Raw genomic sequence first — 24,755 nt, forward strand, 5'->3', positions numbered from 1 at the left:
ACAGAGGAAAATATCAAACTTTTTGATTCGGAATTAAAGGTAATGGATGTTCTGTGGAAGGATGGTGACGTGCCAGCGAAATATGTTGCAGATACTTTAAACAGAGAAGTCGGCTGGAATAAAAACACAACGTATACATTGATTAAGCGGTGTATCAATAAAGGCGCGATTGAACGAACGGAACCGGGATTTATGTGCCATGCGCTTATAGCAAAAGAACAGGTACAGGATCTGGAAACAGATGAACTTATTGATAAGATATATGATGGATCTGTTGACAAGTTGTTTGCGGCACTTCTTGGCAGAAAAAAACTTTCTATGGAGCAGATTAAGAACCTGAAGCAGATCGTCAGTGAATTGGAATGAGGTGATGTATATGAGCCTGCTGCAAATGAGTTTTCTGGGAACGGTTATTATTTTACTTATTGTGGTATTAAGGGCTGTGCTTATCAACAGATTACCGAAGAAAACATTTTTGATTTTATGGTGGATTGCATTAATACGGTTATTAGTTCCATTTTCCATAAAATCAGTCACAAGTATTTATTCTCTGTTGCAGAGTATTTATTCTGATATAAACCCAGTGAGAACGGCGCAAACGACAACATTTTTACCCATTCATGGGAATATGCCTGAGATAGCAAATGGATTATCAGAGGCTATGGTACAGAGAACAGAATCCATTTCGATTTTGAGTGTAATATGGCTGGCAGGTCTGTTACTTTGTTTTGGATTTTTTGCGGTTTCCTATATAAAATGTTATCGGGAATTTCGATTTTCGCTGCCTGTTGAAAATGATATTTTGGAAGCATGGAAGGAAAAACATCCACTAAAAAGGAGTCTATCCATCCGGCAGACAGAAACCATAGCTGCACCACTTTCTTATGGTGTGATTCGCCCAGTTATTTTAATGCCGAAAAATACAGAATGGAAAAATATTTATCAGCTTCGTTATGTGTTGGAACATGAATATGTGCATATCAGACGGCTTGATATGCTTACAAAGCTGATAATGATTGCTGCAGTATGCATTCATTGGTTTAATCCTCTTGTGTGGGTAATGTATATTCTTTTTAACAGAGATTTGGAATTATCCTGTGACGAAACCGTAGTCCGTAGATTTGGAATGGATATAAAGTCGGTATATGCAACTGCTTTAATATCTATGGAAGAAAAAAAGAGCGGACTGACACCATTATGTAACAGTTTCAGTAAAAATGCGATTGAAGAGAGGATAAGAGCAATTATGAAGATAAAGAAGACATCTAAGTTTGCAGTAATGATAAGTGCAGTATTGGTAATTTGCGTGACAGGTGGATTTGCAACTTCCGCATCATCCTTGGAGAAAAAGACAGAGACAGCGCAAGAAAACGGTGAAACAACAGTTGCTTTAAACGAAGTGAATATCCGGGAAGATGAATCACTTTCAAGTTCGGATGTGGAATGGTGGACAGCAGAAGAGTATGCGAAATGGCTGGACGAGGAAAAAGAAGTTCTGCAGTCTATGATTGGTGAAAAAGCTTATACAGGCGGCGACGGATGGTTTGTATGGACACAGGAAAAGGTAGATGAGACGATTGCACTTTATGAGGATAATCTTCAAAAAATAAAAGATGGGATGAAGTTGTCGAAATCATCTGATGATGCAGTGGGAATTACAATGGCATATTCTCCGGAAAATATAGAATATGCGAAGCAGGAAGCAGAAACGGTCACCGAAAATAAAGACAGTAATGAAAATGTATTCAGCGAAGAACAGCTTTCTGAATATGCAAAAGCGGGAATAACTTACCAGAAAGAAACAGGATTTCTGATGTATGATGGAAAGACCATTGGATATTTCCGGGATGAGTTTAAGCCGGGTACTTATACAATAAGTTCCAAACGTGGAGGTACGCTTCGAGTTGAAGTGCAAAGGGAAAACTATGGCACCATCACAGACGTAAAGGCAGAACCGTTATCAGATGATTTTTGGTCAGAACCGGCGGCATTGGTTGAAAGTTCCGGCGGAGAAGCTGTAACTGCAGATGAAATGAAAGGATCTGTTTTTGAAGAAGGAGGAAGTGAGAACATAGCGGCTGATGACATGGGCGAATATAGCAGTGAAGAGGGAAAAGGTCTTAATATTGCTGTTCCACAGGAGTATGCTGATTATGGAGTATCCTGTGATGCTCAAGGAAACTGGGTTTATGATGGTAAGATTATAGCAGATTTATATGATGAGGGAAGGGGAATCTTTTCTAACAGCAATGGCACTATGTACATTGAAGTAACGAGAGACAAAAGTGGAAAGATTAGCAGCTTTCAAAAAGTAAGCAAAAATAGAATGCAGGAATTATTTACTGAATTTAATCCGGAAACGGAAACATTTGCGGAATATAATTCAGAGGCGAAGCATTAAGTTAGTGCTAAATGAAACGAGGATGATTAAGTGGGAAAAATATTGCTGGTATCATTCGAGGGAGATGAGGAAGAGTTGGTAAATTCTGTTATTTCCGTGTTAGATTCCGGCAGAGAAAAATTCCTTTTTCAGGAAATACAACTTCAATCGAAAATAAGGCATAAGGGTATAGCGATTGATTTGAAACGGAGGGAAGTTGTTCGTGATAATAGAAAAATAGAATTAACTTACACCGAGTTTGAAATCCTGCAGTTATTAGCACAAAATCCAGGAAGGGTATTTAGTAAGGAGCAGATTTATGATGTAGTCTGGAAAGAAGCCTATTCTGGCGATTACAATATTGTCATGAGTCATATCAGCCATATTCGTGAGAAGATAGAAGATGATCCGGGCAACCCGGTATATATTCAAACCGTCTGGGGTGTAGGATACAAGTTTAATGAGAGGGCAGGCAGCGAGTAAATTCGCTGCCTTTCCTTTACAGGGATGGATTCAGATTTCGCTGAGTTTTAAGATCATATTGCTCTGCTGATACAACCAGTCTGTGAATTCTGTCGGACTGGTTGCTCCTGCCTTTACAGCTTTCTTACGCTGCAGAGCTTCTTTCTTAAAAAGGTCAAACGCATTTTTCATTTCTTCCAGGCGTTCAATCGGAAAATTAGCAGTTTTTTGGGATTTATTGATTTTATTACGCCAATTCTGGCATTCATTTTTATAAAGCAGATCATAGTTGTTTTCTCTGGCTCGTTCATCAAACTCCCTTTTGTTTTGAAGTGCCTGTGCTTTACGGCACTTATCACTGCACAGTTCATAACGCTGGCTTTTTGCCAGAAAATATTTTCCACAGACTTTGCACTGACGGAAACAAAGGCCCCAGTCATTCAGTCGATTCAAGTAATAAGTGATAAGCGGATAAAAAGAGCTGTAGGCAACTACACATTCTGTTCTGCGCCTATTATCCGGAAACCAAAGCTCAAGTCGGGTAATTTCAGCAGGAATATTGCGGAAATAAAGACTGCCAGTATGAAAACGTTCAGGTTTTCCAGTATCAGAATTAAAATTCATGACATTTTCTGTTTGGAATGCCTGAGTCAAAATTTGCATTTTTTCTATAAAATGATCACAGGCAGTATTACGGTCACGATATTCCCTTGTAACAAGATATTCATTCCAAATACGGAATGCAGCATATATTCTCACCGGATCGTCGGTGAGATATTTTTTTGCCAGAAAATCAGCAGAGGTCTGTTCCAGTGCAGGCTGTTTCCAACGGTTAGTGTGCAATGCATCACGTAGAGGAGCGAGTCCATATATATTCCAGTTCTTCTCTTTATCATATTCAAAATCTATCAGAAAACGTCCGAGAGGGCGCGTTATATCATGCATGACATCGTTATCTTTATTTCCGTCCAGTCGAAAACGGATTTGCTGTTCTGTTCCGATTAAAATTCGCTCCTTCATTTTGTCTCTATCCAATGCCAGAACGAAGAGGATGTGGTCGTAGCAAGGTTCTTGCCTTATAAATTGATAAGCCATTTCTATTTGCTCCTGTTTTGTATGGTAATTTTAAAAAATATAATATTAGTTACATTTATGGTATCGCGAAAGTATTGAAAAGTCAAGATAAGATTGATAAGATACGATTGCATGGTAATTTCGTACTATGCAGTGTACTTTGACAACTTTATGACCGTCTAACCTGAGATAAACCGCCATGATCTTCGATAAAAGAAGTGAGCGCATCCGAATGGATGACGTGTTGTATGCCTTGACAGCAGTATGACTCAGGAAACAGGAAAGATAAAACGGCAATGAGAAGCTAAAAAAATGAGATCAAAAATGGAGGAACAACATGAGTGAAAATAAGAGATTAAACAATTATGATGAACTGCCTCTTGTACTGGATGTGGCTGATATTCAGCGGATTATGGGGATTTCCAGAGTAACGGCTTATGAACTGGTTCATACACCCGGTTTTCCGGCATTTCGAAGCGGCAGATTAATTAAGGTTAGTAAAATTGCTTTTTTCGAATGGATGGCAAAGGGAAATGGAAAGGTGCCGGAAAATAGTCACTAAATCTGGAGCAGAGCGGAGAGCGCAGTCTTTTGTGCAGGTTAAGGGCGGCAGCCATTGCCCAGTGAGTTGATGCGTGCGTCTACTCGTACTGGGTATTATCTGACGCAAAATCACGCAGGTTTGCAGCTTCGCCGCTTTATTCAATTTAGAAAAAATGCAAAAAAGGAGGGAAAGAAAATTATTGAAAGCAACAAGACACAACGGACGCTCCGGGAAAAATGGCACTTACAATCCCAGGCATAATGATCGCCGTTTCGATTTGGAAAACAGTGAACATATTGATGCTGGAAGAGTCAGAAAAAATATTTACTGGGACTGTTACCGTGGCTATACCACAATGCAGAGCAGGGAAGAAGATTCTCAGGATATCAGTTTTGAGAAGATTGAATGTACTTTTTATCAGGAACATTATGGAATGCATATAGAAGCGCAGAATGAAAGAAATGCAAGAACCCGTCATACAGAGCGTAACCGATCTGTGGAAGATTTACTAAAAAACAATAAAACCTGTCCAGAGGAAACTATTTTTCAAATAGGAACAGTAGAAGAATCTGTTTCCTATGAAATATTGCTTGCGGTCGTACAGGACTTTACAAAGCAGTTTACAAATCGGTTCGGTTCTCATGTACATATTCTGGACTGGGCACTGCACTTGGATGAGGGAACACCGCACATCCATGAACGTCATGTATTTGATTGTGAGAATAAGTACGGGGAAATCTGTCCTCAGCAGGAAAAAGCACTGGAAGAATTAGGGATTCCACTTCCAAAACCGGATAAACCCAAAGGCCGCAATAATAATCGAAAGCAGACTTTTGATGCTATTTGCCGGATAATGCTTTTTGATATAACCCGAAAATACGGGTTGCATCTGGAAGAAGAACCGTCTTATGGAGGGCGTGACTATCTTGAAAAACAGGATTATATTCTGTTTAAGCAAAAGGAACAGATGAAAAACCAGACGGAAATACTGGATAGACTTACTTTGAAAATTGAGGATGTGGAAGCTCTGATCGATGAAGTTTCAGATATTGCTTACGACAAAGCTGTGGAGGTTGTGACGGATGAGGTCAGAGTGGAAACCCATAAAGAAGACATTCGTCTGGTAGAACAGTCAAAGGCGTGGGTGCTTTCCCCTGAGCGCAAGGCTTCCCAAAAAGAAAGGACTTATGCTGCAAGCCGATTGGATGGAGTAATTACCAAAATTACAAAAGCTATGCAGACAGCAGTTAAAACAATTCAGACCACGCTGATAAAACCAGAAGTCAAAAAGGCGAATACCGAGCAGATTAAGAAAAAAGCCAGAAGTTCCATTCTGGATAGGCTGACAAAAGCGAAAATTACTGCGGAACAGGAGAACCGGGAGCGATGGGAACACGAAGGAAGAATTAAATTAGGAAGAAACGATATGGAGTTGTGATGTAAAGGAAAGAGGAAAAGGATGAATATATTTGAAGCAGTTAAACAGTCTGTGACTACCCGGCAGGCTGCAGAATACTATGGAATACGGGTAAACAGGAACGGAATGGCGGTCTGCCCGTTTCACCGTGACAAGAATCCGAGCATGAAAGTGGACAGGCGTTTTCATTGTTTCGGATGTCAGGCAGATGGGGATGTGATTGATTTTACGGCACACTTGTACAATTTAAAACCGAAAGAGGCGGCAGAGAAACTGGTAAGGGATTTTTCTGTATATTATGAGAACATGGGGCACAGCCCGCCACAGAGAAAACAAATCAAACGACAGCTAACACAGGAACAGAGGTATCTGCAGGCAGAAAATAGATATTTCCGTGCATTGGTAGATTACCTGCATTTGTTGAAACAGTGGAAAGAAGAGTATCCGCCGAAACAGATGGAAGATGTCTGGCATCCGTTGTTTATGGAGGCATTGGAAAAAATATCAGAAATAGAGTACCTGCTGGATATATTATTATCAGGCACATTAGAAGAACGAGTTGCCGTAGTGGTAGCTCATGGGAAGGAGGTGACAGCGATTGAACAGAGAATTTCGGACTTTAACGCCACAGACACGACAGGAATTGTGCGAAGTAATGGATATAATGGAAGCGGAGTTGACAGTAGAGGAAATCAGAGAACAACTGGAAATAACACAGAAGGGTGCTGTGAAAAACAATCGGCATAACTGTAAGCTAATTTTAGAACATGATTCTCTGCTAAAAGGTGTATTCCGGTATAATATTTTGACTGAGCAGACAGACCTTGTAAAACCTGTGTGGTGGGAACGGATAAGCCCGGCATTCACAGATATGGATTTGAACTATATTATGCTTTATCTGGAAGAAACGTATGGTTTGACGATGGATAAGGTTGTGCAGAAAAGTATTGTCCATCAGGCAGATCGGAACAAATATCATCCTGTCCGGAATTATCTGAATAGTCTGCAATGGGATGGACAGGAGCGTATCCGCTATGTGCTGCATCATTTCTTGGGAGCACCTGTGGATGAGTTGACGTATGAAAGTATGAAAATGTTTTTGCTGGGAGCTATTGCCCGTGCGTTCCGCCCTGGAATTAAGTTTGAATATATGCTCTGTCTGGTCGGTGGTCAGGGCGTAGGAAAATCTACATTTTTTCGATTCATGGCAGTAAAGGATGACTGGTTCACCGATGACATCGGCAAACTGGATTCGGAAAAAGTTTATTGTCAGCTTCGTGGTCATTGGATGATTGAAATGTCTGAAATGGTCGCAACGGCACGCTCTAAGAGTATTGAGGAAACAAAGAGCTTTCTGAGCAGGCAGAAAGAGACTTATCGGGATTCTTATGCAGTATATGCTCTTGATCGTCCGAGGCAATGTGTATTTGGAGGAACATCCAATATAAAGCGATTCCTGCCTTTTGACCGTACCGGAAATCGAAGATTCGTTCCAGTTCAGACGAACCGGGCAGAGATGGAGGTTCATATCCTCGAAAATGAGAAGGAATCCAGACAGTATATTGATCAGGTGTGGGCGGAAGCAATGATGTTGTACCGTAATGGGAATTTTAAATTGGCGTTTTCAAAGGAAACAGAAGCACAGCTTGATAAATTGCGGCAGGAGTTCATGGCGGATGATACGGAAGCCGGAATGATACAGGCATGGCTGGATGAACATGAGGATAGGAAAGTCTGTTCATTGATGCTGTTTAAGGAGGCACTGGACAATCCTTATATAAAGCCGAAGAAGGCGGAGACAGACCGCATCTGTGAAATTATGAATACAAGCATTGTGGGTTGGAAACAGGGTACGATGACAAGATTCAAGGATTACGGTACACAGCGTTCGTGGGTATGTGTAAACGAAAACTGTAAACGAGATGCAAAAGACTTAAAAAATGAAAATGACTGGTACCCGGTTACTGAGGAGAAAGCCCGGCAGATGGAGTTACCCTTCCGGTAAAAAGCCAGTCAGGTTTACGGTAGTTGGCGTGTAGTTTACGCTTTTATCTATGGTTATTGCTTTGAGTCGTAGAATTTGTAAACAGTAAACAGATATATAAGAGTAATTTGGTATTGAGGAAAGAAAACTGAAAAAACAAAAAGAATTAGATTTTTTGGAGCTTGTTTACAGCGGTGGTTTACAACAGGGATGCCCCTTTGACCGGCATCTATTTAAGTTGAACAGGAATGACATTTGGTAGGACTATTTGAAAAAATATTTTCATAGTTATGGACAAGGATATACGGGAGGAGGTGGAAATTCCGCTATGAAAAAGAGAAAACTTAATTATCGATTCCATAATCCAAACACAGCGGAAGTAACCGCCGACTATCTGTTAAAGATATTGATTGAAGCAAATGCAAGTAAGGTGGAACAGGCAATACAAGAAGCAGCGGATGAGCTTCCCAATGAACCAAAACATGATGGAGGGTGTCCTGCGTAGCGCGTGGGATGCCTTTTATTTTTTTGCTATTGCTTGTGTTCTGTCTGAAAATCAGTTAAAATTAGTTCTAGAAAGTCATAGATTAGTCATAGAATTTAGTCATAGAAAATTTTGAAAGGCGGAAGAATATGATATATACGGATAGCCAATTAAAAGAAAAGATTGTTCGCATGATAGAATCTTTTGAAAATGAAGTTGTAGAATTTAAAGAAGCACGCACAAATTATTCGTTTAATGACATTGGTAAATATTTTTCTGCACTTAGCAATGAAGCAAATCTTCGGGGATTACAGGAGGCGTGGCTGATTTTCGGAATTTCGGATGATAAACGATATGTAGGAACGGAATTTCGGAAACAGGGAAGTCTGCAAAGTTTGAAAAAGGAAATCGTAAATGGAACCAATGAACGATTGACATTTCTGGAGATATACGAACTGACAATGGAAAAATGTCGAGTGATAGCATTTCAAATTCCTCCAGCTATTAGGGGGATTCCGACAACATGGCAAGGGGCAGCGTATGCCAGAGAGCATGAATCTATATCACCGCTTCCGATGAATAAAGTAGATCTACTTAGAAGTCAAATAGGAATGGATTGGTCAAAAGAAATTGTAGAAGATGCAACGATAGAAGACTTGGATGAAGAAGCGATTAAAAGAGCAAGAGAACTTTTCTCAAAACGTCAGAGTGATCGAAAAAAAGCACAGGAAGTTTTAAAGAAACTGTCTGATATTGAGGTTTTAAATAAAGCTGGTATTACAATAAAAGGAAAAATCACCAGAACGGCATTATTGTTATTAGGAAAAAGTGAGGCTAAATATTTCTTTGATGGCTTTATTCCTAGAATTACCTGGACACTTTATAATGCAGATAATTCGGTAAAAGCTTATGAACATTTTGATATACCGATGTTAATGGCAGTGGATAAGGTATATTCCAGGATCAGAAATGTAAAGTATCGTTATATTGCCGGACAGCAGACTTTGTTTCCGGATGAAGTAGATCAATATGAACCAGAGCTGATCAAAGAGATTATTAATAACTGTATTGCTCATCAGGACTATCGCTTGCGTGGAAAAATCAACGTAGAGGAATTTGAGGACAGACTGGTATTTATCAATGAGGGGGCTTTTATACCAGAAACTATTGAACAAGCACTGGAACCGGGATATAAACCACCGTATTATCGAAATGTGTTTTTGTGTAACGCAATGGTAAATCTGTATATGATTGATACAAATTCAATGGGAATACCAATGATGTATCAGATACAGCGTGATAAATGCTTCCCATTGCCGACATATGATTTGAACACAATTAATAGAGTTACAGTGACTGTGTACGGAAAGATATTGGATAAGAATTATACTCAGCTTTTATATTCCAATGAAGATTTAGATATGAGAACTGTATTTTTGTTGGATAAAGTTCAGAAACAGGAAGTAGTTTCTAAAGAAAGCTTTAAGGATTTGAAGAAAAAAGGTCTTGTGGAAGGACGTTATCCTAATGTTTTTGTATCTTTCAAGGTGGCAGATATTGTCGGACAGAAAGCTGCTTATGTTCGAAATAAAGGGTTAGATGATGATATTTGCAAGCAGTTAATTATAAAAGCACTTCAGTCAATGGGAGAAGCCAGCAAAAGAGATTTAATGGAAGTACTGGAAAAAGCATTGCCAGAAGTACTTAGCGATGAACAGAAATCGAAGAAGGTTTCTAATCTTCTTCAGGCATTGAAGAAAGAAAAAGTTATAGAGAATATAGGGAGTAATCGGTATGCTAAATGGCATATGACAAAGGAGAGTATATAATAGGGGGTAGAAAAATGAGATTTGATAATGAAGCACTTTTTGTATCATTAGTATCAAACTACGGAATGAATTTATACTTGGGGGCAGGGTTTTCTGTATATGCAGATAATGAGGCAGGAGAAAAATTGCCTTTAGGAAATGAAATTAATAAACATTTGATTGATGTATTTGGATTAAAAACGAATAGAGAATATACTTTAAGTAAATCTTGTCAAAAGATAAAAAAGGACAACAAAGATGCACTGGAGAGATTGTTAAAAGAAACTTATCGAGTGAAAAGTTTTGATAAAATGTATACTGGTTTGTGTCGATTACCTATTAAAAATATTATTACATTGAATATTGACAATTTGGTTGAACGAATATATGAAGACGAAAGTTCAACAAAAATAATTGCTGATAATAATATTACAGGTCCATTAGAAAAAAACAATGTTGTTAACTTGTATAAATTGCATGGTTCTGTTACATATCCAATGGGGAGTGATATGTCTTTCACAGATAAAGAACTGACAGATTTGTTTGTCCGAGAACCAGGGTTATTTAATACTGTATCATTGAAATTGTCATCTGCGCCTACACTTTTTTGGGGGACAAGTTTTGGGGATAATGATAGTCTTGAATTGATATGCCACAGTGAGATATATTCTAAGTCGGCCACACCAAAATGGATTGTAGTATATCCATTGGATAATGTAGAAGACACTATTGAAGATTTGGAAGATTTAGGATTCAATATAGTCGTAGCTGATACTAAAGAGTTAATGGAATACTTGTGCTCATTGTCATTTGCAGCATCAACTAAAGTTAAAAAGTATGTATATAGAGAATATCGCGAAAATTTTCCAGCCAATTTTATATGTAATGAATTGGAACATTCTAGTGTACGTCGCCCTGTTATGGATTTCTTTTCGGGAGCAGAACCAGTAATTTCAGATATATTATCATCAAATGTGAAAAGGACAAGTTATTTCAATCAGATTTTGCAAACAATATTTTCAAAAAGAGTTACGCTAATAACTGGAATACCGGGATGTGGAAAATCTACATTGTTAATGCAACTTGCATTTGGCAAAGAAATTGACGGAAGAAAATTTTGGTTTAATAGCATTATTAAACAGGAGGCGGAAAAACTTGTTAAATTGGTCAAAGATGATAAAAATGTCACGGTATTTTTAGATAATCTATATAGTAATGTGGATGCATTTGAGGTACTTAAGGGAAGCTCAAATATTAAACTAGTATTAGCTGAACGAGCCTTGAATTATGAATATGTCAAAAGATTTTTGTCGATATCATCAGATGCTATTGTGGATGTTAGCAATTTAGCAGCTAGCGATATACAAAATATATGCTTATCTATGAATAAATCGAGCAGTGATGCAATTGCATTAATGGAGAAGAACGAAAATATCTCTTTGTTAGAAATTGTATTTTTTGCATCTACGAATGCACAGATAAAAGAAAGAATTTCGGGATATATAAAGGACTTAGCAGAATTCAAAGACGAGAAATTAAAAATAGATTTATTGGAATTGTATACACTTGTAAATTATACAAGTTCGTGTGGAATACCAGCAACAATGGATATGTTATATTTTTATTTTGGTGATTTGATTGAAAATTACGAAGATATAATTTATGCACTAAAAAAAATGAATAAGATTATTGTTGAAACTACAGATGAGGAACTGAAAATAGATGAGTCACAAGATTATCTTATTATGCGAAGTAAACTGTTTGCAGAAAAATCTATTTTTTTAATACCACCAGAAATATTTGCTCATGTATTAGAAAAATTCTTGGACAAAGTTAGTCCGCATGCAATATATAGATATGATATTTTTAAAAGGAAGGCCTATGATGCAGATTTTACACGTAGGGCATTTTCGAAGACAAGAGGAATCCAATTTTATGAGAAATTATTATTGCAGAATAGTAATCCGTACGTTCGTCATCAATATTCGATTTTTTTACAGCGGAAAGGTGATATAAATTTGGCGTGGGAACAGATTGATAGGGCACATACAGAATGTCAAAAGAAGATTTTTTCTATTGCCAATACGCATGCTATAATCATGTTTGAGAAGAATATGGCTGTGGAAGCAAAAAATGAAAAGGAATTGGATATTCAAAAGAATACGATAGGAAGATCGTTTTCAACATTAGAATACTGTCTGTCTCAGGATATAAGGGTAAGTTATCATGCACTTACATACGCAAGAAATGCAATCCGCTATTATGAAAAATTTGGAAAGGATGAATTTTCAGAAAGCTATATCGATAGTGCAACGGTTCAACTTAATTCAATTATTGATTCAAAAGAGTATATATATAGACCAGTATTAAGAGAAATGAAGACTTTACTGAGTGAATTAAGAGAAATTAAAAGTGTATATTAATAAGAAAATAAGAAAACCTTTGACGAAAAATGTTGGAGGTTTTCTTATTTCCATTTTGCATTATCTTATGCTAATATTAAGATGTAATAGAACGGTTTTATTATAACAGAAAGGCATTAGATATGAATATAGCAGCTTACTGTCGTGTTTCCACTGATAAAGCTGATCAGCTCAACAGTCTGGAAGCTCAAAAGGAATTTTTCTCTGAGTACACTCAGCGTACTGGTGACAACTTAGTTAGATTATATGCAGATGAGGGCATTTCAGGCACGAAAATTAAAAATCGTAAAGAATTTCTACGCATGATGGCTGATGCCGAACATGGACTATTTGATATGGTAGTAGTAAAGGACATCTCCCGCTTTGCCAGAAATACCGTAGACCTTCTGCAGAATGTCCGCAAGCTGAAAGCATTAGGAATCGAGACACAGTTCTTGACAGCCAACATGACCAGTATGGGAAACAGTGAATTTGTTCTGACAATTTTCGGTGCACTGGCACAGGAAGAAAGTGCTAATACGTCAAAACGTGTGAAATTCGGTAAAAAAATGAATGCTGAAAAAGGACGAGTTCCGAATATCGTGTACGGATATGATAAAACCATTGGAGATTATTTTAATTTGGCAATCAACGAGGAAGAAGCTGCTGTTATCAAGCAGATTTATAAATGGTATATTGAAGAAGGATACGGTGCTGCTAAGATTGCAAACATGCTGAATGCGAAAGGTATCCGAACAAAGCGTAATTGTCAGTGGAGCCAGAATGCGACATGCCGGATTTTAACGAATGAACTTTATACCGGAAAAATTATCAATGGAAAGCAGGAAGTAGCTGACTTCCTGACCGGACAGAGAACGGAAAAAGATGAAACGGAGTGGATGGTAACAGAACGTCCGGAACTGCGGATTATTGAGCCGGAAATGTATGAAAAGGCACAGGAGATTTTGGAGTCCAGAAGCAAGGTTTTTAAATTAACGAAGGAACGGCAGAGCAATAAGTATTTGTTTTCTACTCTGATTAAATGTAAGGAGTGCGGCTGGTCATTTCGACGGACGGTTCGTACCTATAAGAATACTTATATTCGCTGGGTATGTTCCGGTCATAATGGACGTGGGGCGGATAGCTGCCCGAATGCTCAAACAGTAGATGAGGAAGAATTGATTGAAGTTCTGTCTGAATACTTTTCCGGGCTGCTGAAAGCAAAGAAGAATGTAATTCGTCACGTAACAGGCGAATTCCAGAGGGTTTACAAAGCAAAAGATGAGAACCTGAATTATGAAAAGGAATTGAACGCTCAACTTACAAAACTTAAAAAAATGCGTCAGAAATACATGGATATGTACACCGATGATCTTATTACCCGTGAGGAACTGAATGAGAAAATCGGCGGTACAAAACAGGAAATTGAGCGTCTGGAGAATGAGCTGAAAATGGTTGCGTATCACCTGACAAAGGGCGAACAACTGGAAACAATCTTGAATCGCACGTTCAAAGAGATTGAAGATATTTCAGATGTACACCAGATGACCAATGCGCAGCTCAAACGCATTATCCAGAAAATTGAAGTGGACAAGGATGGTAATGTAGATATTTACTTACGCATCTTTGGAGATTTAGGCTTAGACGAAACCGTTCTAATTAGTGACAACCAAACATAAGGATTGCGTAGAACGCCTGAAAGTGATCAATCCGGCTCTGGCCATAGAAGTTCGCAAGGTACTGGATGTAAACAAGCAGGAGCGACATATCCGGGGAGGTATCGCTACCCGGGAAAAATATCTCCATGCTCACATGCGGTGAACAGGCGGGCCGGGTTAAATGCTGATCATAAAATATCAGTGTTTATGGAGCCGGGTAAACTAAAATATGAAGGTCTGTGTTATTATCCGGCTTGCTCTGGTTGACATACCTGATAAGATGTGCGAAGATTTATCATACGATAGAACAGCAAAATAAAGCACATAGGAAAGAGAGGATTTTATCATGCTGAAACAGTTATCCATCTATGCAGAAAATAAAAAGGGTGTTATGCAGAACATTACCGGTATCCTGAAGGACGAGGATATCAACATTCTGGGCTCTGTGACCAATGACAGCGCAGAGTACGGAATCGTACGAATGGTAGTTTCGGAGCCGGATAAGGCAATGGAGGCTCTGATTGCTGCAGGATATCTCTGCCACGTGATCGAGGTGATCGGAGTGGAGGTTGAGGATAAGACCGGAAATCTGAATGATCTGCTTCTTACACTGAAGGACAGTAATGTGAGCGTGGATTATCTGTACCTCTCCTTTAACCGTGATTCCGGCAAGCCGATCATGGTATTCCACACCGAGGATATCATGGAAGTGAGAGCCTGCCTGAAATCCAGAGGCTATACCGTTTTATAAAAACAGAATTTTACCGTGTGGTAGAGGCTTTTATCCGTTTGATAAATATTAAAATATTCTATATTATAAACACGAAATATCAATTTTACAAATGTATATGGCCATGCTATCATATATCCATAATAGTTCTTAACCTGTAAACAGCCACCTCAGGATATGTGAATATCCGTATCATACAGGCCGGGAACTAAAAAACTCATCACATAAAGTTAATAATTACACCCATGAAGAGATCTGTGGATCAGCGTACACAGATTCCTTCAGAAAGAAGCTGTTACGTCGGCGGAGTTTTCTGTGTCTCCAAGGATGTGACAGCTTTTTTCTTTTGCTCTGAAAAATTCGCAGTAATTTCACAAAAACATGATACAGTAGGAAAAAACGACGGAAAAGAAATAACAGTGTTTCAGAAAATAACAGCCGATAGATAATTCAGCTGTCCAGAACAGAACGGCCTGAAATTGCTGCAGACAGACGAGGAAATGAAATGAGACCAATAAGAATACAGAAAGCAGAAAAAAACAAAAAACAGGGAAACAGAGGGTGGATCTATCTCTTGGCGTTTCTGTTTCCGGTGCTGGTCTTTACGCTAGGCTTTGCATTGAAGGGTGTTTATCCTTTTGGAGAGAATTCGGCGCTGGTGGTAGATGGAGTCCATCAGTATACAGCCTTTTACAGGGAACTTTCAGAGCAGCTTGGAAAGGGAACGGGCTGGACCTGGTCCGCACATGCCATGGGATATAATTTTTACGGATTGTTTTGCTATTATCTTTGCAGTCCGTTCAGCTTCCTAATACTGCTGTTTATGAAATTCATGTATGTAAACGAGGCTGTCACTGCGGTGATCCTGATCAAGGCAGGGCTTTGCAGCGTATCCATGGCATGGTATTCCGGGAAAAAATATCCGGGCAGAAAAAGCATGGCAGTTTCTCTTGGCTGTATGTACGCACTGTCTGATTTTCTTATAGGCTATTACAGCAATGTGATGTGGTTGGACTGTATCATGCTTCTTCCGGTGCTTGCATATCTTATTGAACAGCTGGTGCATACCGGAAAATGGCGAGGGTATTGTCTGGTGCTGGGGTACTGTATTTTAACCAGCTATTATATGGGATTTATGTTATGCACATTTGCTGCTTTTTATTATCTGGCAGAGCTGGCTGCGGCAGAATCCGGTCGACGGCCAGAGAAAATCCGTTTTTCATTATTGAAATTTGCCGGGGCGTCTGTTGCCGGAGCCGGACTTGCAGGAATCACACTGATCCCCGGAATTGCTGCGGTATCCAGAACTGCAGCGGCGGAAAAGGCAGGCACCGGACTTTCGGGAGTGTACGGAGATATCTGGAAACAGCTGGGCGCACTATTCGAGGATTCCCTGTCCTTTGTAAAATCCGGCGACCAGGGAGATGTGAACCTTTACTGTGGCTGTGCAGTGCTGCTTTTTGCCGGAATTTATTTTCTGAATAAAGAAATCCGCACAGCAGAAAAAATCGTAACAGGTATATTGATCGTTTTGTATTTTGCGGGGATCCATATCACAGCGCTGAATCTGCTTTTTCACGGATTGCATAAACCTGTGGGAATCCCCAATCGTTTTGTGTTCATCCTGATATTTCTGCTGTTGAAAATGTCCTGTGATGCATGGGGAAATGTGGAAAATGAAAGCACAGGAAGAATTTTTGCCGGACTGATCGCTGCAGAGGGCTTCTGTATCGTTGTGGGGATCAAAAGCGGAAATATCTGGGGACTTCTGCTTACAGCAGGGGTTCTTGCAGTGTTCTTTCTGGTTATGTGGACGGAACGGTGTATCTGTGGAAAACTGTCCGGTCATGCCTTCTGCTGTGTGGAGATCCGAAAGCTGGGATGTCTGGTGCTGGCAGTGCTGATCCTTGCAGAGACAGGAATTCACGGAATCGTCAGTATTACAGATAATGGAACCGCAAACCGTGATATTTATGTGGAAAGTGAGCAGGAGGTTTGTGGATTACTGGAATCTGCCGGTGTGGATCAGGTGGATTACCGTGCCGCTATCGTAAATCCTCTTGTGAGAAATGAAGAGATGCTGTATCAGCTGAACGGGATATCTATGTATTCCTCTACTAATACAGAGGAAATGTGGGATTTTGTAAAAAACATGGGCTTTGAAAATCTGGAAAATCGTTTTCAGTATGCGGGATCCACGGAAGTGACGGATATGCTTCTGGGAATACGATATCTGTTTTGCAGGAATACAAGAAAGCTTCATACTGTTTATAAAAAAATCGGAGAAAGCCAGTCCTTTGATCTCTATGAGAATCCGAGAGCACTGAAAGCAGGATATATGGTCAGTGATTCCGTACTGGACTATGCAATGGAAGGAACAGATCCACTTGAGGTTCAGAACCGGCTGCTCAGCGGTATTGCGGGAAAAAGACTGTACAAAATGCAGACGGTGTCTTCAGAAGCAGTATGGGCCGGGACTGTGGATTTTGATATTTCGCTGGAAAAAGGGGAGCATGGGTATCTCTATATTCCGGGGACAGAGCCGGAAACTGTAACGATCAACGGCCAGGAGCAGAAATCCGATTACTGGAATAATAATTTCCTGGATCTTGGCACTTATGATACGGATACGGTTGTGCATGTAACTGCGGAAACCGGAATGCAGGAAGCGGTTCTGGGAACTTACCGGGAATCGGACCTGGATGAGATCTATGAAATGCTTTCTTCCCGGCAGATGGATCTGAAGAATGGAAAGGGTACCATAGCTGCAGCAAAGGATGGAATGCTCCTTCTCAGCATATTTTATGATCCTGATATGCAGATTTATGTAGATGGGAAAAAGGTCGATGGGAAAAGCATCCAGGGGCTTACCGGTGTAAAGCTTTCGGCCGGGACACATACGGTTACTATGAAATATCGGACTCCGGGGCTGCAGGCGGGAGCAGTTCTTTCTATATTAATAGCAGGAATACTGGGAATACTCTGGTATATCAGCAGAAGAAAAATGGGTATTTCCGGCAGGTTGTGACATCTATGGAGAAAACCGTGTAAAACCCCTGTAAAATCAGCAAAAATTCTTTATAAAACACCTTGACAAGCCCTATATTTACGGTCTATAATGAGCAAGCGTGCGAATGAAACGTTATATTTTCGCATGCCGTAATTTGTAAATAGCAACCGCAAGGCCCCATGGGAAAGCCCATGGAGAAATAAATCGGGAGGTGAAATGGAATGCCAACATTCAACCAGTTAGTAAGAAAGGGCCGTCAGACAGCTGTTAAAAAATCTACAGCACCGGCTCTGCAGAAAACATACAACTCTTTAAGAAAGAAAGCAGTTGATCAGGCTGCTCCACAGAAACGTGGTGTTTGTACTGCTGTTAAAACAGCTACTCCTAAAAAGCCTAACTCAGCTCTTAGAAAGATCGCCAGAGTTCGTCTTTCCAACGGTATCGAGGTAACAAGTTATATTCCAGGAGAGGGTCACAACCTTCAGGAGCATAGCGTTGTTCTTATCCGTGGAGGAAGAGTTAAGGACTTACCTGGTACAAGATACCATATCATCAGAGGTACTCTTGATACCGCAGGTGTCGCTAACAGAAAACAGGCTCGTTCCAAATACGGAGCTAAGAGACCTAAAGTTAAAAAATAATTTTTGTAGATCAGAAATCTACGCCGCTTCCTGATTGCAGATAATCAGGAGGATTACAAAGATATTATTCATCTAATGTATTACAGCGGAAGACTATAAGGATTTGTACGGTATTCCATATACCCTGTCGGTTGCGGGTTAAATATAGGACCTTACCAGTGCGAACATGCAATAGTTTTACTGCGTGAGTACCGATGATATAATCAATATGATTAAGGAGGGAAGTAACGTGCCACGTAAAGGACATACTCAGAAAAGAGACGTTCTGGCTGACCCGATGTACAATAACAAAGTGGTTACCAAGCTTATCAATAACATCATGTTAGACGGTAAGAAAGGTGTTGCTCAGAAAATTGTATACGGTGCATTCACCAGAGTAGAGGAAAAAGCTGGTAAACCAGCAATTGAAGTATTTGAAGAGGCTATGAACAATATCATGCCAGTTCTCGAGGTAAAAGCAAGACGTATCGGTGGTGCTACTTATCAGGTTCCGATCGAGGTAAGAGCAGACAGACGTCAGGCACTTGCTCTTCGTTGGCTTACAATGTTCTCACGTAAGAGAGGCGAGAAGACAATGGAAGAAAGACTGGCTAATGAGCTTCTGGACGCAATGAACAACACAGGTGCATCCGTTAAGAGAAAAGAAGACATGCACAAGATGGCTGAGGCAAATAAAGCATTTGCTCACTATCGCTTCTAATTCGAGGAGGAAAATTCATTGGCTGGAAAAGAAGGAAGAGAATATCCATTAGAGAGAACCAGAAATATCGGTATCATGGCGCATATCGATGCTGGTAAAACAACTCTTACAGAGCGTATTCTTTATTACACAGGTGTTAACTACAAGATCGGTGATACTCATGAAGGTACAGCGACAATGGACTGGATGGAGCAGGAGCAGGAGCGTGGTATCACAATCACATCCGCTGCTACAACATGTCACTGGACTCTTGAGGAGAACTGCAAGCCAAAGCCAGGTGCTCTTGAGCATCGTATCAACATCATTGATACACCAGGACACGTAGACTTCACTGTTGAGGTTGAGCGTTCCCTTCGTGTACTTGATGGTGCTGTCGGCGTTTTCTGTGCTAAGGGTGGTGTTGAGCCGCAGTCAGAGAACGTATGGCGTCAGGCTGATACCTACAATGTACCTCGTATGGCATTCATCAACAAGATGGATATCCTTGGTGCAAACTTCTACGGTGCAGTAGAGCAGATCAAGACTCGTCTTGGTAAAAACGCTATCTGCCTTCAGCTTCCGATCGGAAAAGAGGATGACTTCAAAGGAATCATCGATCTTTTCGAGATGAAAGCATACATCTACAATGATGAGAAGGGTGATGACATCTCCATTACTGATATCCCGGAGGATATGCAGGAAGATGCAGAACTTTATCATACAGAGCTGATCGAGAAGATCTGCGAGCTGGATGATGACCTCATGATGGAGTATCTTGAGGGAGATGAGCCTTCTGTAGACAAGCTGAAAGCTGTCCTCAGAAAAGCTACATGTGAGTGTACAGCAGTACCGGTTTGCTGCGGTTCCGCTTACAGAAACAAAGGTGTTCAGAAACTTCTGGATGCAATCCTTGAGTATATGCCGGCTCCTACAGATATCCCGGCTATCAAGGGTGTTGACCTTGACGGCAACGAAGTTGAGAGACATTCATCTGATGATGAGCCGTTCTCCGCTCTTGCATTCAAGATCATGACTGACCCATTCGTAGGAAAACTTGCTTATTTCCGTGTTTATTCAGGAACAATGAACTCCGGTTCTTATGTACTGAATGCCACAAAAGATAAAAAAGAGCGTGTTGGACGTATTCTTCAGATGCACGCTAACAAACGTATGGAGCTGGATAAGGTTTACTCCGGTGATATCGCTGCAGCGATCGGATTCAAATTCACTACAACAGGTGATACAATCTGTGACGAGCAGCATCCGGTAATCCTTGAGTCCATGGAGTTCCCGGAGCCAGTTATCGAGCTCGCGATCGAGCCTAAGACAAAAGCTGGACAGGGCAAACTTGGTGAGGCACTTGCTAAGCTTGCTGAGGAGGACCCGACATTCCGTGCTCATACAGATCAGGAAACTGGACAGACCATTATCGCTGGTATGGGTGAGCTTCACCTGGATATCATCGTTGACCGTCTTCTTCGTGAGTTCAAGGTTGAGGCTAACGTTGGTGCACCTCAGGTTGCTTACAAAGAGACAATCACCAAGCCTGTTGATGTAGACAGCAAGTATGCTAAACAGTCTGGTGGTCGTGGACAGTATGGTCACTGTAAAGTTAAATTCGAGCCTATGGATGCCAACGGAGAAGAGCTGTACAAGTTCGAGTCCACAGTTGTTGGTGGTGCTATTCCGAAGGAATACATCCCGGCAATTGGCGAAGGTATCGAGGAAGCTATGAAAGCTGGTATCCTCGGAGGATTCCCGGTAGTTGGTGTACATGCAAATGTATACGATGGTTCTTACCATGAAGTCGATTCTTCTGAGATGGCATTCCACATTGCAGGTTCTCTTGCATTCAAGGATGCTATGCAGAAAGCAGCTCCGATTCTTCTTGAGCCAATCATGAAGGTCGAAGTTACTACACCAGAGGATTACATGGGTGACGTTATCGGTGATATCAACTCCCGTCGTGGACGTATCGAGGGTATGGAAGATATCGGTGGCGGTAAGATGATCCGTGGATATGTTCCGCTTTCCGAGATGTTCGGATATGCTACAGACCTTCGTTCCAGAACACAGGGACGTGGTAACTACTCTATGTTCTTCGAGAAATATGAGCAGGTTCCGAAGTCTGTACAGGAGAAGATCCTTTCCAAAAAGGACTGATCTGATATAAAATAATAAAATGCTTGCAAATAACCTTGGTTTGCAATATAATCAAGGTTAGCAAGTTTAAATCTGAAAAAATGCTCTAATTTTGATAGAGCCAAGTTTTAAGGAGGACATTTTAAAATGGCAAAGGCTAAGTTTGAGAGAACAAAACCGCATTGTAACATTGGTACCATCGGACACGTTGACCATGGTAAAACAACATTAACAGCAGCTATCACTAAAGTTCTTGCAGAGAGAGTTCCAGGAAACGTAGTAGAGAACTTTGAGGATATCGATAAAGCTCCAGAGGAAAGAGAGCGTGGTATCACAATTTCTACAGCTCACGTTGAGTATCAGACAGAGCGTAGACATTACGCACACGTTGACTGCCCAGGACATGCTGACTACGTTAAGAACATGATCACAGGTGCAGCTCAGATGGATGGTGCTATCCTTGTTGTTGCTGCTACAGACGGTGTTATGGCTCAGACTAAAGAGCATATCCTTCTTTCCCGTCAGGTAGGTGTTCCTTACATCGTTGTATTCATGAACAAATGTGATATGGTAGACGATGAGGAGCTTCTTGAGCTCGTTGAGATGGAGATCCGTGATCTTCTTTCCGAGTATGACTTCCCAGGAGATGACATTCCGGTTATCCAGGGTTCTGCTCTTAAAGCTCTTGAGGATCCGGCTGGCCCATGGGGAGACAAGATCATGGAGCTTATGGATGCTGTTGATGAGTACATTCCGGACCCACAGCGTGACACAGATAAACCGTTCGTAATGCCTGTAGAGGACGTATTCTCCATCACAGGACGTGGTACAGTTGCAACTGGTAGAGTTGAGGCTGGTGTTCTTCACGTATCTGAGGAAGTTGAGATCGTTGGTATCAAAGAGGAGACTCGTAAAGTTGTTGTAACTGGTATCGAGATGTTCCGTAAACTTCTTGATGAGGCTCAGGCTGGTGATAACATCGGAGCACTTCTTCGTGGTGTTCAGAGAAACGAGATCGAGCGTGGACAGGTTCTTGCTAAACCAGGAACACTTACATGCCATACAAAATTCACAGCTCAGGTTTACGTTCTGACTAAAGACGAGGGTGGCCGTCATACACCATTCTTCAACAACTATCGTCCGCAGTTCTATTTCAGAACAACAGACGTAACAGGTGTTTGCAACCTTCCAGAGGGAACAGAGATGTGCATGCCTGGAGATAACATCGAGATGACAATCGAGCTGATTCATCCGATCGCTATGAGCCAGGGTCTTACATTCGCTATCCGTGAAGGTGGACGTACTGTAGGATCAGGACGTGTTGCTACAATCATCGAGTAATCGTTAATTAGTATAACATCCTAATTTAATATATATTGAGTACCGCAAGGTACATTGTGTCCAAACGTAAGATACCCCGGAACCGTAAGGTTTCCGGGGTTTTTCTGTTGGGTGGAAAGTAAAATCATCTATGAATTTTCAATGCGGAGATTAAAGGAAATTTATCAATAAGACTAAGTAAAGATAAATTTAAAATTGAAAAATAAGACCAGCGGTGCCAAAACGGTGCCAAAAAAACTCCTGCGAATGTTTGCTATTCACAGGAGTAATTTTTTTACCAGCCTTTGATCTGTTTGATCTGTTCAGCACGTTCCGGATCACGATGATATTGCAGTTTCAGACGGATTGTTACCACAATATCCAGCTTTTAAAAGATGACAAGGAGCAGGCAGTTAAAGATAAAGAGGAAGCTGAGAAGTGTGCGGAAAAAGCCGAGAAAGATCTGCATAGCCTGGAAGAACGCAGAGAACGGTTACAGCCGGTAATGGATAATGTCAGCAAAGAAATAAAGGAATATGGAACAGTGAAAACTCTACTTCCAGAAGCTGGTGCATTGGAACGTGCAACAACCTACCGGGATAAGAAAATAAAACCACTGTTTACTCAGGTGAAAAATAAAATTGCTGCGATGGCTGCACAGGTTAAAGAACTTGCCGAAGAAGTAGAAAAATGGAAACACAAATATCAGAAAACAAAGCAAGCATATAACCAAATACAAAGAGAGTTAGATGCAGTGCGTGAAGAAAAAGAGCAGTTATTTGATGAAAAACAACAATTGCAGGATGTTTCTGATAGATATGACCGGGTAGTGCGTGTTCTTGGAGAAAATGCTGTAGATGATGCGGTACAACAGGATATACAGGAGCAGAAGGCATTAGAAGAAAAGCGACAAATGGAGCAAATGCCAACAGGAAGTATTCACGAAAGACTTGCCTGGGGAGCCAGAAAGAGCAGTCGGAAGGCTGCTCTTTGGCAATCTAAGAATAGAGTTTTGGGATAGAATATGATAAAATGTAAGAGATAAATCGGTATTTAACGAGGAGGTAATGATTATGAGTAGAAATATAAAAGGTGGTTTTTTAACATTAAGTAGTGTTGTTGGTATTGTAGGAATGATAATAGCGGCAATGCAAAATCCAGCAACTGCATGGGTAACGCCACCTGGAAGAATGATTATAAGTATTTTAGAAAATGGATTATTGATTCCTACGGTTTTATTCCTTGTTCTTTTTATTTATGGATTGTATATTCTCCTAACGGAGAAAAACGATTGAGCAATACCGGTTTGTCGAATTAAGAAAACCGGTATTTGTGGAGGAGGAATTCTGTAATGAGATTTTTTGAAAATACCCGTAAGCCACAAGGCTTCGGCGGAAAATTGATGACGAAGATGATGAACAGCGGTCACGCCAAATTATCGCAATGGGGATTCTCAAATATCTCCACGAAGTCTGATGCTGAAGTTCTTGACGTCGGCTGTGGCGGCGGAGCAAATATTGCGGTCTGGCTTGATAGATGTAGAAATGGCCACGTGACAGGAATGGATTATTCTGAGGTTAGTGTGGCAAAATCTCAAAAATTGAACGCCCTCGCCATTAAACAAGGGAAATGTAATGTAGTTCAAGGAGATGTATCTGCTATACCCTTTTCTGACGCGACTTTTGATTATGTTTCTGCCTTCGAAACAGTTTACTTTTGGCCAGGATTAGTAAAATGCTTTTCCGAGGTCAACCGTGTGCTGAAAAGCGAAGGCATATTCCTGATTTGTAACGAGAGTGACGGAACGAATGCCGCAGATGAAAAATGGACAAAGATGATCAATGGTATGAAGATTTACACATCTAAACAACTTGTTGCCGCTTTGAAAGAAGCGGGTTTTACAGAGATCAAAACGTATTCAAATGCAAAAAATCATTGGATAAGTATTGTTGCAACGAAATAGCCAAATTCTTTAGGTTAGAATCGATGATGGAGTAAACGAAAAAGCAGTTTTGACATT

Annotated in this window: 21 protein-coding genes and 1 pseudogene; 21 read left to right on the forward strand and 1 reads right to left on the reverse strand. The window is 40.5% G+C overall.

All coding sequences use genetic code 11. The features are described 5' to 3' along the window. The first annotated feature begins 42 nt into the window (after positions 1-42). From NE671_RS11465 to NE671_RS11475, 3 genes are read left to right on the forward strand one after another with little or no spacing between them, the layout of a single operon-like run. Positions 43-366, forward strand: coding sequence for a BlaI/MecI/CopY family transcriptional regulator (locus NE671_RS11465; protein ID WP_044951768.1), 324 nt, complete (start codon positions 43-45; stop codon positions 364-366). Beyond that, entirely contained in the window at positions 353-2,401 is a 2,049-nt protein-coding gene (locus NE671_RS11470; RefSeq protein ID WP_256163991.1) for a M56 family metallopeptidase, read from the forward strand. Before NE671_RS11465 ends, NE671_RS11470 begins: the two co-directional genes overlap by 14 nt. A 30-nt stretch (positions 2,402-2,431) precedes the next feature. Next, positions 2,432-2,863 (forward strand): winged helix-turn-helix domain-containing protein, encoded by a 432-nt coding sequence (locus NE671_RS11475; RefSeq protein WP_022388636.1) that lies wholly within the window; start codon positions 2,432-2,434, stop codon positions 2,861-2,863. 30 nt (positions 2,864-2,893) lie between these two features. Here NE671_RS11475 and NE671_RS11480 read toward each other — a convergent pair whose 3' ends face one another. Continuing rightward, positions 2,894-3,937, reverse strand: coding sequence for a hypothetical protein (locus tag NE671_RS11480; RefSeq protein ID WP_256163992.1), 1,044 nt, complete (start codon positions 3,935-3,937; stop codon positions 2,894-2,896). Positions 3,938-4,253: 316 nt separating this feature from the next. Between NE671_RS11480 and NE671_RS11485 the strand changes: the two genes are divergently transcribed. From NE671_RS11485 to NE671_RS11570, 18 genes and pseudogenes are all read left to right on the forward strand, one after another. Continuing rightward, positions 4,254-4,478 carry a helix-turn-helix domain-containing protein gene (locus tag NE671_RS11485; RefSeq protein ID WP_138344423.1) on the forward strand — a complete coding sequence of 75 codons (225 nt, stop codon included), beginning with the start codon at positions 4,254-4,256 and terminating at the stop codon, positions 4,476-4,478. A gap of 181 nt (positions 4,479-4,659) precedes the next feature. Further along, positions 4,660-5,898: a hypothetical protein gene (locus NE671_RS11490; protein ID WP_138344424.1), complete on the forward strand. Its 1,239-nt coding sequence runs from the start codon at positions 4,660-4,662 to the stop codon at positions 5,896-5,898. A 21-nt stretch (positions 5,899-5,919) separates the two neighbouring features. Beyond that, on the forward strand, positions 5,920-6,624 hold the full coding sequence (locus tag NE671_RS11495; protein ID WP_118409215.1) for a CHC2 zinc finger domain-containing protein: 705 nt from the start codon (positions 5,920-5,922) through the stop codon (positions 6,622-6,624). Further along, positions 6,533-7,882 carry a VapE domain-containing protein gene (locus tag NE671_RS11500; RefSeq protein ID WP_158421674.1) on the forward strand — a complete coding sequence of 450 codons (1,350 nt, stop codon included), beginning with the start codon at positions 6,533-6,535 and terminating at the stop codon, positions 7,880-7,882. Before NE671_RS11495 ends, NE671_RS11500 begins: the two co-directional genes overlap by 92 nt. A gap of 307 nt (positions 7,883-8,189) precedes the next feature. After that, complete coding sequence (locus NE671_RS11505) at positions 8,190-8,366, forward strand: hypothetical protein (RefSeq protein ID WP_171030313.1); 177 nt, start codon at positions 8,190-8,192, stop codon at positions 8,364-8,366. 128 nt (positions 8,367-8,494) lie between these two features. Continuing rightward, entirely contained in the window at positions 8,495-10,174 is a 1,680-nt protein-coding gene (locus NE671_RS11510; protein WP_256163993.1) for an RNA-binding domain-containing protein, read from the forward strand. A 14-nt stretch (positions 10,175-10,188) separates the two neighbouring features. Further along, positions 10,189-12,576 (forward strand): SIR2 family protein, encoded by a 2,388-nt coding sequence (locus NE671_RS11515; protein ID WP_186582549.1) that lies wholly within the window; start codon positions 10,189-10,191, stop codon positions 12,574-12,576. A gap of 122 nt (positions 12,577-12,698) precedes the next feature. Next, on the forward strand, positions 12,699-14,234 hold the full coding sequence (locus NE671_RS11520) for a recombinase family protein (RefSeq protein WP_186582548.1): 1,536 nt from the start codon (positions 12,699-12,701) through the stop codon (positions 14,232-14,234). After that, positions 14,221-14,376: pseudogene (locus tag NE671_RS11525) on the forward strand (sporulation transcriptional regulator SpoIIID); the annotation flags it as partial. The gene NE671_RS11520 and the pseudogene NE671_RS11525, both read left to right, overlap by 14 nt. A gap of 183 nt (positions 14,377-14,559) precedes the next feature. Then, a complete protein-coding gene (locus NE671_RS11530; protein WP_021653044.1) occupies positions 14,560-14,964 on the forward strand; it encodes an ACT domain protein in 405 nt (134 codons plus the stop codon). 484 nt (positions 14,965-15,448) lie between these two features. Then, complete coding sequence (locus NE671_RS11535; RefSeq protein ID WP_256163994.1) at positions 15,449-17,971, forward strand: YfhO family protein; 2,523 nt, start codon at positions 15,449-15,451, stop codon at positions 17,969-17,971. 203 nt (positions 17,972-18,174) lie between these two features. After that, positions 18,175-18,594 carry a 30S ribosomal protein S12 gene (rpsL, locus tag NE671_RS11540; RefSeq protein ID WP_015526360.1) on the forward strand — a complete coding sequence of 140 codons (420 nt, stop codon included), beginning with the start codon at positions 18,175-18,177 and terminating at the stop codon, positions 18,592-18,594. Between the two features lie 229 nt (positions 18,595-18,823). Continuing rightward, the gene (gene rpsG / locus NE671_RS11545) at positions 18,824-19,294 is read left to right on the forward strand and encodes a 30S ribosomal protein S7 (protein ID WP_059086633.1); all 471 of its coding nucleotides are present in this window, start codon (positions 18,824-18,826) and stop codon (positions 19,292-19,294) included. An 18-nt stretch (positions 19,295-19,312) separates the two neighbouring features. Beyond that, positions 19,313-21,436: an elongation factor G gene (fusA, locus tag NE671_RS11550; protein ID WP_255363785.1), complete on the forward strand. Its 2,124-nt coding sequence runs from the start codon at positions 19,313-19,315 to the stop codon at positions 21,434-21,436. 126 nt (positions 21,437-21,562) lie between these two features. Beyond that, entirely contained in the window at positions 21,563-22,756 is a 1,194-nt protein-coding gene (tuf, locus tag NE671_RS11555) for an elongation factor Tu (protein ID WP_015526359.1), read from the forward strand. A gap of 328 nt (positions 22,757-23,084) precedes the next feature. After that, a complete protein-coding gene (locus NE671_RS11560) occupies positions 23,085-23,756 on the forward strand; it encodes a hypothetical protein (RefSeq protein WP_227945552.1) in 672 nt (223 codons plus the stop codon). 52 nt (positions 23,757-23,808) lie between these two features. Continuing rightward, positions 23,809-24,030 (forward strand): hypothetical protein, encoded by a 222-nt coding sequence (locus NE671_RS11565; protein WP_044960621.1) that lies wholly within the window; start codon positions 23,809-23,811, stop codon positions 24,028-24,030. 56 nt (positions 24,031-24,086) lie between these two features. After that, a complete protein-coding gene (locus NE671_RS11570) occupies positions 24,087-24,698 on the forward strand; it encodes a class I SAM-dependent methyltransferase (protein ID WP_021650335.1) in 612 nt (203 codons plus the stop codon). Positions 24,699-24,755: the final 57 nt, after the last annotated feature.

Source organism: Blautia sp. DFI.9.10, assembly GCF_024461705.1.
Lineage (GTDB): Bacteria > Bacillota > Clostridia > Lachnospirales > Lachnospiraceae > Blautia_A > Blautia_A fusiformis.

What these genes read in the sequence shown, in the direction of transcription:
- NE671_RS11530 (WP_021653044.1), top strand. Translation starts at nt 14,560, where the DNA reads ATGCTGAAACAGTTATCCATCTATGCAGAAAATAAAAAGGGTGTTATG.
- NE671_RS11465 (WP_044951768.1), top strand. Translation starts at nt 43, where the DNA reads ATGGATGTTCTGTGGAAGGATGGTGACGTGCCAGCGAAATATGTTGCA.
- NE671_RS11485 (WP_138344423.1), top strand. Translation starts at nt 4,254, where the DNA reads ATGAGTGAAAATAAGAGATTAAACAATTATGATGAACTGCCTCTTGTA.
- NE671_RS11570 (WP_021650335.1), top strand. Translation starts at nt 24,087, where the DNA reads ATGAGATTTTTTGAAAATACCCGTAAGCCACAAGGCTTCGGCGGAAAA.
- NE671_RS11520 (WP_186582548.1), top strand. Translation starts at nt 12,699, where the DNA reads ATGAATATAGCAGCTTACTGTCGTGTTTCCACTGATAAAGCTGATCAG.
- NE671_RS11480 (WP_256163992.1), bottom strand. Translation starts at nt 3,937, where the DNA reads ATGGCTTATCAATTTATAAGGCAAGAACCTTGCTACGACCACATCCTC.
- NE671_RS11515 (WP_186582549.1), top strand. Translation starts at nt 10,189, where the DNA reads ATGAGATTTGATAATGAAGCACTTTTTGTATCATTAGTATCAAACTAC.
- NE671_RS11565 (WP_044960621.1), top strand. Translation starts at nt 23,809, where the DNA reads ATGAGTAGAAATATAAAAGGTGGTTTTTTAACATTAAGTAGTGTTGTT.
- rpsL (WP_015526360.1), top strand. Translation starts at nt 18,175, where the DNA reads ATGCCAACATTCAACCAGTTAGTAAGAAAGGGCCGTCAGACAGCTGTT.
- NE671_RS11535 (WP_256163994.1), top strand. Translation starts at nt 15,449, where the DNA reads ATGAGACCAATAAGAATACAGAAAGCAGAAAAAAACAAAAAACAGGGA.
- NE671_RS11510 (WP_256163993.1), top strand. Translation starts at nt 8,495, where the DNA reads ATGATATATACGGATAGCCAATTAAAAGAAAAGATTGTTCGCATGATA.
- NE671_RS11505 (WP_171030313.1), top strand. Translation starts at nt 8,190, where the DNA reads ATGAAAAAGAGAAAACTTAATTATCGATTCCATAATCCAAACACAGCG.
- NE671_RS11500 (WP_158421674.1), top strand. Translation starts at nt 6,533, where the DNA reads ATGGATATAATGGAAGCGGAGTTGACAGTAGAGGAAATCAGAGAACAA.
- NE671_RS11495 (WP_118409215.1), top strand. Translation starts at nt 5,920, where the DNA reads ATGAATATATTTGAAGCAGTTAAACAGTCTGTGACTACCCGGCAGGCT.
- tuf (WP_015526359.1), top strand. Translation starts at nt 21,563, where the DNA reads ATGGCAAAGGCTAAGTTTGAGAGAACAAAACCGCATTGTAACATTGGT.